14 protein-coding genes are annotated in these 14,521 nt (G+C 53.7%); 4 read left to right on the top strand and 10 right to left on the bottom strand.

Annotation, left to right across the window (positions count from 1 at the left end; genetic code table 11):
- Positions 1-739: 739 nt before the first annotated feature.
- Positions 740-2,611, top strand: coding sequence for a DUF6119 family protein (locus PKE80_RS08760; RefSeq protein ID WP_271182130.1), 1,872 nt, complete (start codon positions 740-742; stop codon positions 2,609-2,611).
- 193 nt (positions 2,612-2,804) lie between these two features.
- Here the strand turns inward: PKE80_RS08760 and PKE80_RS08755 are convergent, their stop codons facing one another.
- From PKE80_RS08755 to PKE80_RS08715, 9 genes are all read right to left on the bottom strand, one after another.
- On the bottom strand, positions 2,805-3,698 hold the full coding sequence (locus tag PKE80_RS08755) for a NaeI family type II restriction endonuclease (protein ID WP_271182129.1): 894 nt from the start codon (positions 3,696-3,698) through the stop codon (positions 2,805-2,807).
- A gap of 59 nt (positions 3,699-3,757) precedes the next feature.
- Positions 3,758-4,717: a DNA cytosine methyltransferase gene (locus tag PKE80_RS08750; RefSeq protein WP_271182128.1), complete on the bottom strand. Its 960-nt coding sequence runs from the start codon at positions 4,715-4,717 to the stop codon at positions 3,758-3,760.
- 310 nt (positions 4,718-5,027) lie between these two features.
- Complete coding sequence (locus PKE80_RS08745; RefSeq protein WP_271182127.1) at positions 5,028-5,414, bottom strand: hypothetical protein; 387 nt, start codon at positions 5,412-5,414, stop codon at positions 5,028-5,030.
- 55 nt (positions 5,415-5,469) lie between these two features.
- Positions 5,470-6,621 carry a site-specific integrase gene (locus tag PKE80_RS08740; protein ID WP_271182126.1) on the bottom strand — a complete coding sequence of 384 codons (1,152 nt, stop codon included), beginning with the start codon at positions 6,619-6,621 and terminating at the stop codon, positions 5,470-5,472.
- A gap of 178 nt (positions 6,622-6,799) precedes the next feature.
- Positions 6,800-9,277: a DNA-primase RepB domain-containing protein gene (locus tag PKE80_RS08735; RefSeq protein ID WP_271182125.1), complete on the bottom strand. Its 2,478-nt coding sequence runs from the start codon at positions 9,275-9,277 to the stop codon at positions 6,800-6,802.
- A gap of 497 nt (positions 9,278-9,774) precedes the next feature.
- Positions 9,775-10,035, bottom strand: a complete 261-nt coding sequence (locus PKE80_RS08730; RefSeq protein ID WP_271182124.1) for a hypothetical protein — start codon at positions 10,033-10,035, stop codon at positions 9,775-9,777.
- Between the two features lie 116 nt (positions 10,036-10,151).
- Complete coding sequence (locus PKE80_RS08725) at positions 10,152-10,544, bottom strand: hypothetical protein (protein WP_271182123.1); 393 nt, start codon at positions 10,542-10,544, stop codon at positions 10,152-10,154.
- Between the two features lie 70 nt (positions 10,545-10,614).
- A complete protein-coding gene (locus tag PKE80_RS08720; RefSeq protein ID WP_271182122.1) occupies positions 10,615-10,746 on the bottom strand; it encodes a hypothetical protein in 132 nt (43 codons plus the stop codon).
- Positions 10,721-11,284: a DUF805 domain-containing protein gene (locus PKE80_RS08715; protein WP_271182121.1), complete on the bottom strand. Its 564-nt coding sequence runs from the start codon at positions 11,282-11,284 to the stop codon at positions 10,721-10,723. Before PKE80_RS08715 ends, PKE80_RS08720 begins: the two co-directional genes overlap by 26 nt.
- Positions 11,285-11,443: 159 nt before the next feature.
- Here PKE80_RS08715 and PKE80_RS08710 point away from each other — a divergent pair, with 159 nt between their 5' ends.
- From PKE80_RS08710 to PKE80_RS08700, 3 genes are all read left to right on the top strand, one after another.
- Positions 11,444-11,617 carry a helix-turn-helix domain-containing protein gene (locus PKE80_RS08710; RefSeq protein WP_271182120.1) on the top strand — a complete coding sequence of 58 codons (174 nt, stop codon included), beginning with the start codon at positions 11,444-11,446 and terminating at the stop codon, positions 11,615-11,617.
- A gap of 168 nt (positions 11,618-11,785) precedes the next feature.
- Positions 11,786-12,658 carry a hypothetical protein gene (locus PKE80_RS08705; protein WP_271182119.1) on the top strand — a complete coding sequence of 291 codons (873 nt, stop codon included), beginning with the start codon at positions 11,786-11,788 and terminating at the stop codon, positions 12,656-12,658.
- Between the two features lie 65 nt (positions 12,659-12,723).
- Positions 12,724-13,119 (top strand): hypothetical protein, encoded by a 396-nt coding sequence (locus tag PKE80_RS08700; protein ID WP_271182118.1) that lies wholly within the window; start codon positions 12,724-12,726, stop codon positions 13,117-13,119.
- A gap of 206 nt (positions 13,120-13,325) precedes the next feature.
- Here PKE80_RS08700 and PKE80_RS08695 read toward each other — a convergent pair whose 3' ends face one another.
- Positions 13,326-14,243, bottom strand: coding sequence for a 5'-nucleotidase (locus PKE80_RS08695; RefSeq protein WP_271182117.1), 918 nt, complete (start codon positions 14,241-14,243; stop codon positions 13,326-13,328).
- Positions 14,244-14,521: the final 278 nt, after the last annotated feature.

Raw genomic sequence — 14,521 nt, 5'->3', positions numbered from 1 at the left:
ACTGGCCTGGTTTTACTCCGCCCCGTGGCCGACTTTTGCGCCGCCGTTGACATGCGCATGGGAGACCTCTCGACGCGGCCAAATACGCCCCAGCCTTGACCCAACCGCTCCTCAAGCTTGGAAAGCCCTTCCCGTGGGAAACCGCCGATGTCTGAGTGGAAGTGCCTTTAGGAAGGTGGTGCCGCTTACGTGACTCGAACACGTGACCCCATCATTACGAACACGAGCGATAGAACGGCAGAAATCTAGGGTTTCCGAGGCTTCTGATACCGGAATTTGCCCAGTCTTCCAGGTCGCCCAAGCGATACCCAGATTGTGCCGAAATCCTAACTGGGCATGTTCCTACTGAAAGCACTTTGGCTCGGTGAAAGTCCGAATTTCGACCCGGTCAATACCCGGTCGGCTGCAGCGATGCGCCCCCTAAATCCAGCGATCCATTCGTGACTGCAGGCCGATAGCCTCTGAACGAAAACGGCCCAATCGGGCTCAATTTTGCGGACACGTGACGAAGCATAAAGCCAAGCTAGCTATTTGCCTCGCGGAGAGAGGTAGAAGGTTGCGTCCCTCAAGTCCGTTTAGCGAAGCATGTTCTTCGCGGGGATAAGCTACGTTCAGTGGCGCACTGCGCCGTCTTTAACAAAATTTAATCAAGCAATCAGTTTCGCGTTGCTCTTGATTTAAGAGACTTTTCCTATCAAGCAATGGCCGATTAGCGAATAAGCGCACATTAAGAGGCAGTATGGCTCAAAAATCGCGTCCCTTTTCAATCTATCTGCTGAAGCAGGGATTTGATGCCACGAATGCCTTGAATGACGATCATGATCTCCTTCAAGCAGAAGCCGCCACTCATGCCCCAGAGGGCTCGACACTTTATATTCTGGACGCAAATCCAAAACGCCCGTGGTGGCGGGAATATTTTGGTGTGCAGGAAGATTTATGGCAGCAATTCAAAGGAGCTTTGCTTTTCCTGTCGGTGAACGATCGCTGCTTCGCGCTCACCTTTGGTCAGGTTTCCCATCACATCAACGAGGAAGCTTACGAATACGACTTTGGTCTTCGAGTAACCTTGAACAGCTTAGACCCGCAGGAATTGAAGAGCGCTGACATGATTGAGCCGGGCTTGGCTCGCCGCAAGCGTACTCAGGTGCCAATATCGACTGAACTGACCTACCTTGATTTTGATGGCAACAGCGAAATTATTAAGAGCCTGACCGGAAAGGTAAAGCAAGAGTATAAAGAGCTTTTTACTACTGCAACAGGTTCTGCCAGCCTGAAAATTAGTATGAAGATTGCACCCGCTAGCTTGGCTAGTCGCTGCGAAGCGTTGTTAGCTCTGTACGACAGTGAAGTCTATAAAACGACATTCCCAAATATTCAAAACATTGCTCCCGTAAATGATCCAGGCAATATCAAGGATCTCGATAACGAACTTATGGTATCTTTAAGGGGTCATGATGGAAGGACAACGCTAACCATTCCTGATATAGTTGACTATCGTGACAACACCTGTTGCATGTTTCATGGACCGGGTGGGTCAAGTGAAATTTATCCTGATATATCGATAGAATCTTTCTACGACTATTTGGGCGAAGAGTACGACTTAGATACGCTAACAATTGATCTGCTCAAATCGTACCGTATGGTGTTGACGGACGTGGAGGGTGTTCCTAGCCGGTCATATGGCGTCTACCGCAGTCTAATTTTCGATACTGAACCCGTTGGGGCGAGCGTCATATATCACCTCAATGAAGGAAAATGGTATAAAGCGGAAAAAAGCTTCGTCGAGCGCCTTAAAGTCTATCTCGATGCCAAATGTGAACCTACCGAACTTTGCCCTTACGACCACGACGGAATGAAGGATGGCAAAGCAGTATATAGCGAAGAAAATTACAATGCGGCTATTCCTCTTTGGAGCGGAAGATTTATTTGCCTAGATCAAACTGATATTAGCCCTTCGGGTAGCACAAACATCGAGCCGTGTGATATTTACAGTGTTCAGGCCGATGCCACCGCGCTTTGCGGCAGCAGGGCAGAATTATATCACCTTAAAATTTCCACACGTTCGTCTCATCTTAGCCACCTCTTTAACCAAGGTGTTAATTCTATTGAATTAATTGAACTAGAAGAGACCTCGCGCGAAAAACTAAAGGCTTTGATCGTAGCTGAAATCGGCGGAAACGACGAATCTGCGTACCTTAAGCCTTTTGATAATTTTGATTTTAAAGTTATTTTTGGAATAATTACGGCCAAAGATCCTGAATTTAAGTCAGATAACCTGCCATTATTCTCCAAAATCAGCTTAATGCGGAACATGCAGCGACTTGATCTAATGAGAGTCCCCAGTGCGTTAACCTTCATCATGGGCAGCAGTCCGGCAAAAGGTGCTCATTCTAAGCACCTTCAATTTCTTGTTGAAGTTCATGAGGGCGAGAAGGGGCACGAGGTCCGGGCGATCGACGGACAAGGTCTTAATTCTACAATCGCTATTAAGCGCTGCCCGAAGGCAGTGAAAGACAGTGCCCCTGGCACCCGCTACCGCTTGGCATTGCAGGTGGGAGATGATGGCAGTCTTTCATCTTACCACGGCTGGCCATTTGCTCTGGTCCCGTGAGCCCACATTTTGGATCAGGAGTTCGGCGCGACTCCAACGCTATGAAAGTCGCGTCCGACCTAACTTACAAGCCTGAGCTATGATGGCGATCAATCGAGTTTTCATAAACCGCCATTATCGGTTCAGCCGGAGCGACGCCGTATGACGTTTTGTCGGATTTGCTCGGGCCGAGATGCGGCAGTGTCCCAAAGGATTATGGACGAGGGATACCGTGGCTCTCTGCCATCGTCCATTCCGCATCAGTCTTAGGCGAATAGGAAATGTATTCCCCTCTACGACAAAACGGCAAGCCGAGCCCTTGAATTAGTTCGGGATGCTTCGTTCCGGTAAGAAGGAGAATACCTTGCCGAAGCAGAGTGTCGCGGCTGCCTCGGCCATTATCCGCGCGCGTTCGACGGGTGAAGTCCTTTTGCCGTGCCGTCGCATCGATTACATCGCGGGAAATGGGACGTCCTTGTACATTTTCAAAAAGTGCAACGACGCGTTCGTTGCCTGAGCGTGCAGACGTTATTCGCTCGACTACCGAACTCTCGACTGTCCGCCAGAAATTTGGCGGGTAGGGATGATCGCAGAGCAACCACAAGATATTCCCGAAGCCTTCGGTGCTAATGCCTCGCTTCGCGTCTCGATTGCCAGCACCAGCATGCATCACTTCTGGACGAATGATGATTAGGCCCATGTAACAAAGAGACCGTTCTTCATCCGCGGCAATGACAAGACAAGGGTGCCCGTACGCTTCCGGAGGAATTGTCCAGTTATCTCCCGTCGTGAATTTAATATCTACGTCGTGGCCGAGGATAACTGTATCCAAGATACCCTTCTCAAGACGCAGAAATTTACGAACTACAATTTCAACGTGGGTGCCGATGAAGGTCTTTTCGACTTTTTCTAGATCATTAAAATCTCGTCGACCTGTGCGCGGGGTATTGATGAGAGCATCGATACACTCACGAAGCATGATCGGCATCTCATCGGCCAACGGCGAGGCGCCACCAGCCCGACTTTCAATCTCATCGGCAAGGCTCTTGAGCAGCACGTAGTCAGGATGCGTCGGGACGATTACACTTAGCGGAATCTTTTTACGCAAAACACACCCCCAACAAAACTGCCGGGGGTGGCTATCACATCAAGAGAAACTGTTGAAGATCAGGCGCGTCGTTTGATCGCTGAAGAATTGGCGATGGCCGCTACGATCTTTTCACCTACAGCTTGAGCGACCGGCGGTGGGAACGCATTTCCGACTTGCCGATAAGCCGCTGTTTTGCGTCCTACGAACTTCCAGTCATCCGGGAAGCCTTGCAAACGTGCGGCCATAGGCACCGTGAGTCTCGGCATGCCGACAAAGTCGCGCTCAGGGGGTGCATCAGCAAGCGACATACCGTTAACGCCCAAGGTGGCCCAGGCAGCTTTGGCGCGCGTTGGCCCTAAGTCGGGTCCACCGTGCTTTTTGGAACCGCCCACCAACGTAGGTGCAATTTCATCAGCGCGATCCCGCCATTTCTTTGCGCCACGCCAACCATTCGCAGCCATCTGATCATACAGACGCTGGCCGACAGTTGGCGGGTTATGGCCATCACCTTCTGGCCATGCAAAGGCTTCGACGTATTCGGAACGCAAAGCGACAATAACGACGCGGGGCCTGAGTTGTGAGACGCCAAAGTCAGAAGCATTAAGCAGCCGCCAGTCGGTCTCGTAGCCTAGCTTTTTTAGCTGCTTTTTGAGACCCTCTCTATAGTCATGAAAAACTGCACTCAGAAAACCACGCACGTTTTCAATCATTACTGCCTTAGGTCGAGTTGCATCAATAATGTCCAAGGCATCTGGAAACAAATTGCGTTCGTCTTTTTCTCCAAGTTGCTTCCCCGCCAACGAAAACGGCGGACAAGGTACTCCTCCAGCGATAAGATCAACGCCTTTGAAATCTAACGCCCGTTCTTTGAAAACCCGCAGGTCATCTTCGATTACATTCCAATGGGAACGGTTTGCACGAAGCGTCTCACAACAGCTTGAGTCGATTTCGACCAAGCCTTCATGTTCGAAACCTGCTTTTTCGAGGCCGAGCGCCTGCCCTCCGGCTCCAGCGCACAATTCCAGCGAAGTGAGCATAACGTTCCTTGATTCATGATTTGTTCCGCCAATGTATTGCTTACTTGATTCACGGATGCAATACCGAAAGACAGGTGCTCAACAGGTACGATCGCACTCTGGCGACTCTGGCGGTCAACGGGAGGGATGCCGGGGAGCATCTGATTTCACGATCGCTAGCGCGGCCTCGATATTGAGGCCATAAAGCGCATCGCTGTCCGAGATACGGGTCCGGCGACATGGCAATCGGCGCTAAAGCATCGGGGAAATCGCAAAAAATAATGAGGAAAAGCCCCAGACCTGCGCATGGCAAGTCCGGGGCGATAGAAGGTCAGGTGCGGGTGGCGTTCCAGACGGGTTTTCGGATGCCGAGGAAAGCTGTCTTCAAGCGCTGGGCCGTCCAACCTGCTTTATGGTCCGTGCCGGTCACGATTACGTCCACTTCAAGGCGCTCGCGGTTCGCATAGGTCTTCTGGCCTGCGTAGTGCGTCCTCCCGCTGTCACCGGGCCGGGTGAAATCAGAAAGACGCTTCCTGAGGCCGCCTTTGGCATACTCTCGCGCACAGCCGATATAGACGACCTCGTCCTTTCGCCGGAATCGAAACACGCCGACTGTTTCGCGTAATTCGTCATGACGCTTCGAAAGGCCATGTTCGAGGGGCTGCCATTGCTGATTCCACTCGGCAAGGGTCCGGCCCGCAACAAGCTGCTGGGTCATATCAAATCCTTCGATGTAGGGGGTGGCCCTCCCCGTGAGGAGAGGGCGCGATGGTTCAGGTAAGTTGCATCTTGGCGGCCCCGGCCTCGACCGCAGACATCAACGTGTCGTTGGCAAGGTGGGCGTATCGCATCGTGCTCTGGTGATCAGAGTGGCCAAGAATCTTGCCAACCGCGTATAGGTCCACGCCGCTGTTGACCAAGAAGCTCGCGGCGGAATGGCGGCAATCGTGTAAGCGAAGGTCGGGAAGGCCCGCCTTATCACGGGCAGTATCCCATGGACGCTTGAGGTCCGTATATGGCTCACGGGTTTCGGGATTTGGGATCAGCCATGGGCAGTTGTCCCACCGTCGTAGACCTTCGATAACAGCGACTGCTGCTGACGAAAGAGGCACATATCGGGGCACGCCCGTTTTGGTCAAAGGGATGTGCCAAGCCCGACGTTCAAGATCAACGTCTGACCACTTCGCCCGAAGCAGCTCTGTCTTCCTCGCCCCGGTCAGGAGTAGGAGGCGGATGATCGAACCAAGCTGCTTGCACAGCGACGCATCGCATGCGGACAGCAAGCGCTTTGCCTCATCGGCAGTCAGGTATTTCTCGCGTTTGTTGTTGAACTTGAGACGTTTGACCGAGCGCACCGGGTTTGGGGAAGCGCCGGGAATGTTCCATTCGGCAGCAAGCTCGAACATGCGGTTCAGGGTTACCCTAAGTTTCTCGACCGACGCCGGAGCAAGCACCTTACGCTTCTCCGCAAGCCACGCGGCGATCGCCTGAGACTTGATTTCATCGAGCCGCATCGTTCCCCACTTCGGGACTAGATGGCAGCGGATGACCCGCTCTGCATTCGCCGGGTTACGCTGATACGTCGCGTTATGCTCGACGACCTGTACGGCAAGCTTTGCGAACGTGGGCACTGCCTTTTTCGCAGCCTTGGTCGCAGCAGGGTCACCGCCGAGCACGACCTCTGAGCGCCGCCGTAGGGCAACTCTGCGGGCCTGATCGTAGGTGATGTCGCCATAAGTGCCGATTTTGCTCTGGCACTGCTTACTATATTCGTTCGTATATCGAAATGTGAAGGTCTTCGTCCCGCTGGCATGGCACTCCAAGGTGAAGCCAGTGATCGAGATATCGTAATAATCCGTGCGCTTCTTCCCCGGAAGGCATTCGGCGTCTCGGCAAAATTTGGCGTTAAGGTCTGCTTTAGGCATGTGGATATCCTTGTGGAAATTCTGTTGATGAGGGAGCCGCTTGGCACCGCAGGACCGGCGCAAGGGGGCAGTCCTGGACAGTCACAGTTTGACTGCCTGCGGGGCCACAACGGCGAATTTGGAGGTATTGAGGAAGCGAGGGACGCCGGGAGTGAGCGCCCCTCTGGCCTACGATCGACTAGAACATGTCCTCGGACGCGACATTCTCAGGCGGTGCGTCAGCCGAAGCCGGTAAAGGGGGTGAAGCCGGTTCACCACCTTCCATCTTTACCACCTTCCAGGCGTTACGTTCGCTGTTCGCTGCCTTTTCGAGCATGAGCCCGCCTACGATGCGGTTGGCATGCTTTTTGAGGTAATGGCCGAATTTGCTGCGATTGATGCTCCCGCCATAATAGCAGGGCAGGTCCTCGATAGCGTCGCGAAGGTCGCCTGCATCAAGGACATCGAGCACTTTGCGGATGGGCATTGCCATATCGCCATATCGACCATGCCAAGCCGTAAGGAGGTTCCCGAGGATTTCGGCGTCAGGATCGTTGCGCATCTGCTCAAACAGCGAATGCGCCGGGTCTGGAAGTCCTAACCAGATAAGCGGATGGCGGCACATGTCAGACCATGAACCGTTGTAGCTGGCGATTGGGCGAACGTCACTTTTAGGACAGCCTGCGGCCTTCCAGGCTTCGATGATCGTGAACACAGCAGCAACGTACTTTTCGCGATGTCCCCGCACCTTCAATACGGGGTTGCCGGTATATCGGATCGCGCCGGGCATTTCGGATCGCGTGTCCAGGTTGATGGTGACGACACGCCGCGCAAGATCTCTTACGGGGCCAACGTTGTTCCCGGAGCCTAGAACCAGCGCCGCCGTCGAGACGGTTGCGGTCTTGCTTACGCCAAGGATGCGCCCGGTAATGCTGGTCGAGGTCAGCATGCTGTTGATTGCGCCGAAAGGTCGCCAGTCATCGTCCATATCGTCAAATTCGATGACTGCCGGAGCGTTGAGCAAGACGGCCAGCATAGCCTTCATGGCTTCGTCTGCGCTCTTGGGGAAGCTCAACCGAGCAGGCGTACCCGGCCCGGCGAAAAGGCCAATCAACTCAGCTAGGAACGATTTGCCGGTGCCCGATGCCGGTGCCCTGACGTGATACGCTGGAGCCAGCCCCAAGCCCGCTCTGACCGTTGCCGTCAGGATGGCTGAGATAGTCGCCGAGAGGTCATATTCCGATGCGAACGGAAACTCCCTGATGACTTCTTTCAACTCGTCGAGAGCGCGCCGAGCTTCTTCGAGAGACGAGCCGACCTTCGGGAATTTGCTGCCATCAAACACGCCTAGCCGCTGTGATGCCTCGTCGTAGCCAGCCTTCATGACAAGCGTGCCATCTGTTTCGCGGTAGTAAGGTTGACGAGCAAGGCCCTGCACGGCGCGAAGGCGAGAGAATTGCTCGCTGCGGTGCAGTGTGAAAATGGGGCGTGACGGTGGATCAATCCGTTCCATCTCTCCCGACTTGCAATTTCGTCGTTGCCAGTCAGCCTCCCTCGACAGGATCAACGTCAACTCCGCCTCGCTCAGGGGCTTTAGCGCTGTATCCTTGATACTCGGATCGTAGGCTGCCCGCACGATATGGCCGCCTGCTACGTAAATGTCGTCCTGCGTCGCCAGCACGGCCTCCGCTGCCGAAACGACGCCATGCAGTTCGCCGGGGACCAGATTGATCGTGGGCTTGTTGCGGGCGTTCTCGATCGTAAGCCCTAAATGCTCCAGCAAATGAGGCAGACGGTATCGGTCCCCGTGTGAATGTTGGCATTTGAACCCGCCGATGCTGTGCGCGTCGTTCGGCTCGAAATAGGCAGCACCGGTGTCGAGTGCATCGGTATGCTCACCCGCCCACGGGCAGCTAACGTCGTGCTTTCCATGCGATAACGGCTTCTTATAGAGCCCTAGCTCTTTCAAAGCGGAAACCACGGGGTTCTCCGGCTGAGCTGGTTGATAGACGTTCCAGTTGATGTCGGACACGCCATGATATTTCGGGGCCACCCCCGAGAGCGATGAGCGCGTTTTCACGGGAGCAGCCGGAAGAGCAAGGGCTTCGACCAGACCTTCGCCAGTGTAAGCAACCGTCGGGTTCCATACCACCAGACGACATTGGAATGGTCTGCCGTTCTGCCGATACTTATCCTTCCCGTTGATGCCGTTCGGCAAACGCATCCAGCGGACCATGCCTTTTGCACCGTTGTCCGTGAGTCCCGCTGCGGCAACCCTCGACAGAAGTGCATCTACGTCAGTTGACGATTGCAGAGGCGTTGATAGCTTGAAGCCGACCTGAAAATTGCCGGGGCTGGTTTCGATAACCCATGTCGGGTCTACATCACGCAGGAGGGCGCGATCTACCTTGGTGCCTACGTCGTCGAGAACGAGGACGTGGAAAGCGGCAGCGACTTCCTTTTGGGCCAGAACGGCGCTGTCGCCGGTAGGATAGACGCTCGCACAGTTGAAATAGGTGTTGTAATGTGGCGGGCAGACGAGGTCTACCTCGCTAGCGGGACGGGCAAACCAAGCTCCCGCTTGTGGGTCCCCTGACTTACCAGTCACGATGACGGTTGCACCCTCGGGAAGCTCCGAGAAGAGTTCTTTTAAGAACTCGCCGCTTGTCACCGCCATCGTTGAAGGTGCATCGATCCGAGCCGCTGGGGGCGTGACGATCGAGCTTGCCGAAATTTGGGGCTGCGACGTCGAGTATTCTATATCCTGTACCAAATCACGTGTACCTAATTCCACCGCCCGAAAGGGCTAAGTGGTTGAAAAAACACACGCTCGCCGGAGGGAAACACGTCTGGCACAACGCTAGACGCACCTCGCCTGTCAAAGCGAACGCAACGGTTTTTTCGGGTATGATTTGATGTGATGTAGTGGTCCGAGGACCGAGATGTGATGTGCTAACGTCATCCATGGTCAGACCATGAAAGACGCCCCGAAAGCGGGTGGGTGTTAAGCATAGATTGGAAACCGTGCCAAGCCGGTTTTTACATGGCAGTTTGATTTCTGGTTCCCGCCGGGGCCGTGTCAGAGGGGGTAAAGCGGGTAAGTAGGTAAGTCGCGGTCATCGCCTACCCCCTTACCCTCTCTACCGCCTTACGTTAGGCCGACGCCGACCATCTTTAGCGCAGTGGGGTTCTGCTTTCCGCTTTGGCCATGGCGGCTACGATGCATACGGCCAGTAGCAACAACGCCCCCGGCAGCGGATAACGCGACACAAGGCCAAGCACGACAATTGCCGTCAGCATGCCGATCGTCTCCCATGGTCGGGTAATGAGGCCGATAACGATTGAACCGATGATGAAGTAGGTCAGGACGGTAAGCGCCGCCTGGAAAGCCGCGAGTATGAGGAAGCCTGCGAACAGGAAGCCGGCAATCTTCATGGAATTTTCTCCATTCCAGAAATGACAAAAGCCCATGCCGCGAAGGCACAGGCGCAAAGAAATGACGGCTCTAAGGCCGCTATGCGTTAGGTGAGGTGCCCTGAGGCCGTTGACCGTCAGCGGTCTTGCGTTGCTTCTGCGAAGGCCGCTTCAGTTGCAGCCATCAGTTTTGCATCGGTGCCACGGTCGATCGGCACGAAGAGGACAAGCCCGAAACCGTCATCGGAAAGGATGAAGGCCACTTCGAACCAGTCGCTGTGCTTTTGAACTATTTCGGGGGGCTGGATGAAGGTTCCGGCGCTGTCGATGAGGGACCGGCCAAGCTCTGCCTCGATGCTGTCCAGGGTATCTCCCGGCATGATGATGGCGAACATGGCAAGATCGGTCAGGTCGAAGTCTGCGTATTCTGCCAACCGTTCAACGTGGGCTTCCAGCAGGGCGTGGACCTGATTACCTTCAAGCACTGCCGAGGCGTCGGACAGGGCCGCATAGGTGCGAATTACGATCATGTGCGTGATCCATAAAAAAAGGCCCCCGGAGTGATCCGAGAGCCTTGGTGAGCATGGTGATGGTGGGTGGTTAGAGCATCAGCGTGAATAGGCTGAGTGCCCTTGCAAGGATGGCTATGCCGGTGCCGCCGACATAGAGAAGCAACCCGCCAGCGATGAGTTGACCGATCATGCCGTCAACGGTTGTACGGATCAGGGCCATACTGGTTCTCCCCGTGCGTTCCGTCGATCAGCATGAACAGCAACACGATGAACGGACCGAAGTAGGGCACAAGGTTCAGCAGGGCGAACCAGCCGGACTTATCCTGATCGTGAAACCTTCGGACCTGCAAGGCGAGTTGCGGAACGAGGAAGACGAGCGAGGCAAGGGCGGCAACAAGTGCCGTCCCAACATTGGTTGTGCCGTCTTCGCCAAAGAGCGAGGTCCAGAGGATACAGGTGAGCACGACGGTTACGATCTGGAACATCCAGAATTCCCGGCGACCGGATCGACCGCTGAATACGGCATAGCGCCGCAAGGGCAGCACGAACCATGCGGCATGGTCATTGACCGCTGGCATTTCAGGGTGCTCGTAGTTTTCGGGCGTGAAGACCGTGGGCGCTGCGACCCTTGGTTTTTGCTTCGGCTTGCCCTGAAGGATGTCTTGCTTGGCCTTCTCAAAGTCGGCTTCGGAGATGATGCCGCCCTGTTTCATCTGATGCAGTTTCTCGATGCTCCGCAGAGCTTCTTCGTCAATCATGTGGCTGTCCCCTAATGTCGTGAAATGACGATCGCGCCGATGCAATTATCGGAACGTCGCCGTGATGCCAGTAAAAATGAGATTCATAGTCCGTGGTCGGATCGTCTTCATTCCGGCTGATGCTGGTGGATGGACGTCCGGCAAAGATTAGCGACCAACATGAAACGGTTGCGCAAGGAGCGCGGCTGGTCGCAAGAGGTGCTTGCCGATGAGGCTGGGCTTGATCGAACCTACATCAGCGGCATTGAGCGGCGGGTGAAGAACCCAACCATCACCGTGGTTGAGCGCGTCGCCAAAGCGCTGAAGTGTGCCTTGGGGGATCTACTAGACTGAAGCAGATTATCCGCAAATATTTTGGATATGATATATCATAACCATATAAGATACTCAAATTTGCGCGAAATAGAATGTTAAGTGGCTTTACCTTCCCACAGTCACTACTAAGATGCCGGAATGACACAAAGAATTCCGACGATCACGCGGCGAGTTCACTTTTTCCGATTGGCACACGCGGAAGAATATTTGCCGCTTTTGCCGGATTGTCTTCGTGTAATCGATGGGTTGCCCTGGGTTGGGCAGGGGCGTTACCAGCCCGATATGTCTGATGACTCCTTGCTGAGCGTGTTGCCCCACTCCTTTGACTACCCGCTAAAAATAGAGTTTGGTCGCACGAGACGTGACAACTTGCCAGCTATTGAACGTGGTGGCGTAAAGAAAACGCTATCTATAGCTGAAGATGCGGGCCTCATCGACGTCTGCCACATAGTTATCTTTTCAGACGGTTTCGTTGCAGCAGAATTTAATCGTGATGCTCCCCGTTTGCGAAAGCTCGGAGAGTACCTGCTGTTCAAAGGTAAGAATTTACCTCACACTCCACGCTTCCAAAGGCTATTTGAGCGAGATGTCGCTGAATTGATCGAGCAGATGGCGGACGTTCGATTTCTGGAAATTGAAATCCCTGTCGATAATGTCAGTCTCGTCAAGCGCGCTGATTCAAACCTCTATGCCGCCCTTCAAGCGCAAACAAAGGTGAATTCGTCAAAAACAGTTGGAGTCTATTTCAACTCTCGCAATCCAGAAGATGGTATTCTGAAGCGAATAGCCATCAATTTGATGGACCTCATAAAAAGGTCTGATCAAGATCGCGATTTCGAGAAACTAAAAATCAAGGGCAAAGATTCCACAACAGGAAAATCAAAATTCTTAGACTTGCTTGAAGATTATTTGATAGCTGACGTTGAATTTAAAAAACCGTCGTATAAAGCAAGAAGCATTGATAGCGCAGCAGCGTTCGAAGCTATAGAATTGGCATACCTTCAGCGAAAGGAGGCAATAGCAAATGCTGCGCGGGGGACAGGGCTTTGGAAAGATTAGGAACTATATATTGGTCAAAAAGACCGTACTGTAATTCCATCTTCGCCATAACTGCGGCCTATCTCTTGCCGAACGCGCACAAGTATGGGTTTCCGGCATTATTCAAATTCAGATATGAAGATTTCACGAAGGCGTCAGAGTTGATGGTGACGGTTGGGACATCGTTGCTGGGATTTATCATCGCAACTGTGACTCTTCTTTTCGCAATAACCGCTTCGGAGAAATTTCTGCTCTTGCGCGAATCGAAGTCTTATGCGGACCTATCTAAAGCCTCGAATGGCTCCATTTTCTGGCTAGTCGCGATGTCGGCGGTCGGGGCGACACTACTGTTCATCGACAACGCAACCTTCGGTCAGCACGCTGCAATGCTCTCCGGCATAATGATATTTATCGCCATCCAGGCATCGGCTGGCACTGCGGCGTTGACTTGGTTGATTGCAAAAGTTCTTTCTATCGCGTGATCCGATTCCAAACGTGTTTCAATTTATCGAGAGATGTGAGCGCTCCGGGAAATGCCGTCATATGCGAGGCTCTCGACATTGACGCCGAGCAGACTCAGCCCAGAAGCACGGCACGGCTTCGAAGTCGCGGGGTCGCGACACGCGCACAACCGTTAGCTTCGGAAAAGGGGTCCCATTTCAGCGCCTGCCGATGCGGAAACCGGTCCTCACTGATTCCTTATTCCGAAAGGTATATGCACGCACGGCGTGTTTTCGGCAGCAGGTTCAAGATGGCCGAGTTGATCATCGAAGAAGATTTGGGGCTTGAGGACGTCCAAGATGTTTTTCTTTTCGATACCTCCTGTCAGAAATAGCTCGTCGACCTCAATGCCTTCATGCAGCAGTGTGTTCATCATCCGCTCATGCGCAGGGGCATTGCGGGCGGTCACGATCGAGACACGAACGGCCTTGAGCGGGTCGTTTACCGACCGGGCCTTCTCAATCTTTTGAATGTTTGAAATCTTTTGCAACAAAGGCATCAAGGGGCCGCCCTTCAACGGGCGATCCTTATTCATGGTTTCGTAGTGGTGAAACAGAGGCAAGCCGCCGTCAGCGTACTGGCTTTCTGCTTCGTCATCGACAAGGACGCCATCGAAGTCGAACGCAATTCGTAGTTGGGTATCGAGGTCGTCGTTGGAAGTGGCGCACGGTAGGACAAATCCTGCCGGGTGCCCCTCCGCGACAGCAGATCGGACTTCTTCCTTGTTGGTGCTAAGGTAAAGGCAGGCGTTGACCGCCTTCATGTAGGGGTAGGGATCAGCGCCGGAGAGGAAAAACGCTCTGGTGATGTCGAGATCGTACTGGGGAACAGCATCCATCATACGAAGCCCGGCTTGGGGATCGTTGCGGGATAGGATGACAACTTCTACCGGAGATTCTTCCGGGAAAAGGCGGTTGAGATGGAGCAAGCGCTTGATGAACGGGAAAGCTGCTCCAGGCTCAGGCAGCTTTGCCCGATTGGCTTCTTGATAACGCTTGAAGGCTTCGATACCTTCTTGCTCGTAAATCTGATGCTCAAGAGAGAAATCGAACAGCGCGGTGGACGTGATTCCCACCACAAGTTTGTTTTCGATCGGGTACGCCATTCACACCTGCCGCGTCGGAACTGAAGCTAAGGTAGTGGCGGGGCATTATTGTTCAATAGCAATGGCTAAGAGTGATAGCAGATTAATGAAGGCCACGCTGCTTGAGCGCACAGACGAAGCGGGAGATTACGCCGAATTAGGCCTCCACCTCATCCCTCCCGGCAGCTAAAAGCTGGAATCGGCATAGCTGTAGAACCGTTAGCCTTCTGCGATGGCATCGGCGAAAGCAGCTTGCATCTTTTCCAACCCATTAAGGCACTGATCAGCATGAACGGCGT

The organism is Novosphingobium resinovorum, from assembly GCF_027922145.1.
Taxonomy (GTDB): Bacteria; Pseudomonadota; Alphaproteobacteria; order Sphingomonadales; family Sphingomonadaceae; genus Novosphingobium; species Novosphingobium resinovorum.
This window is presented reverse-complemented; position numbering and strand designations above follow the sequence as displayed.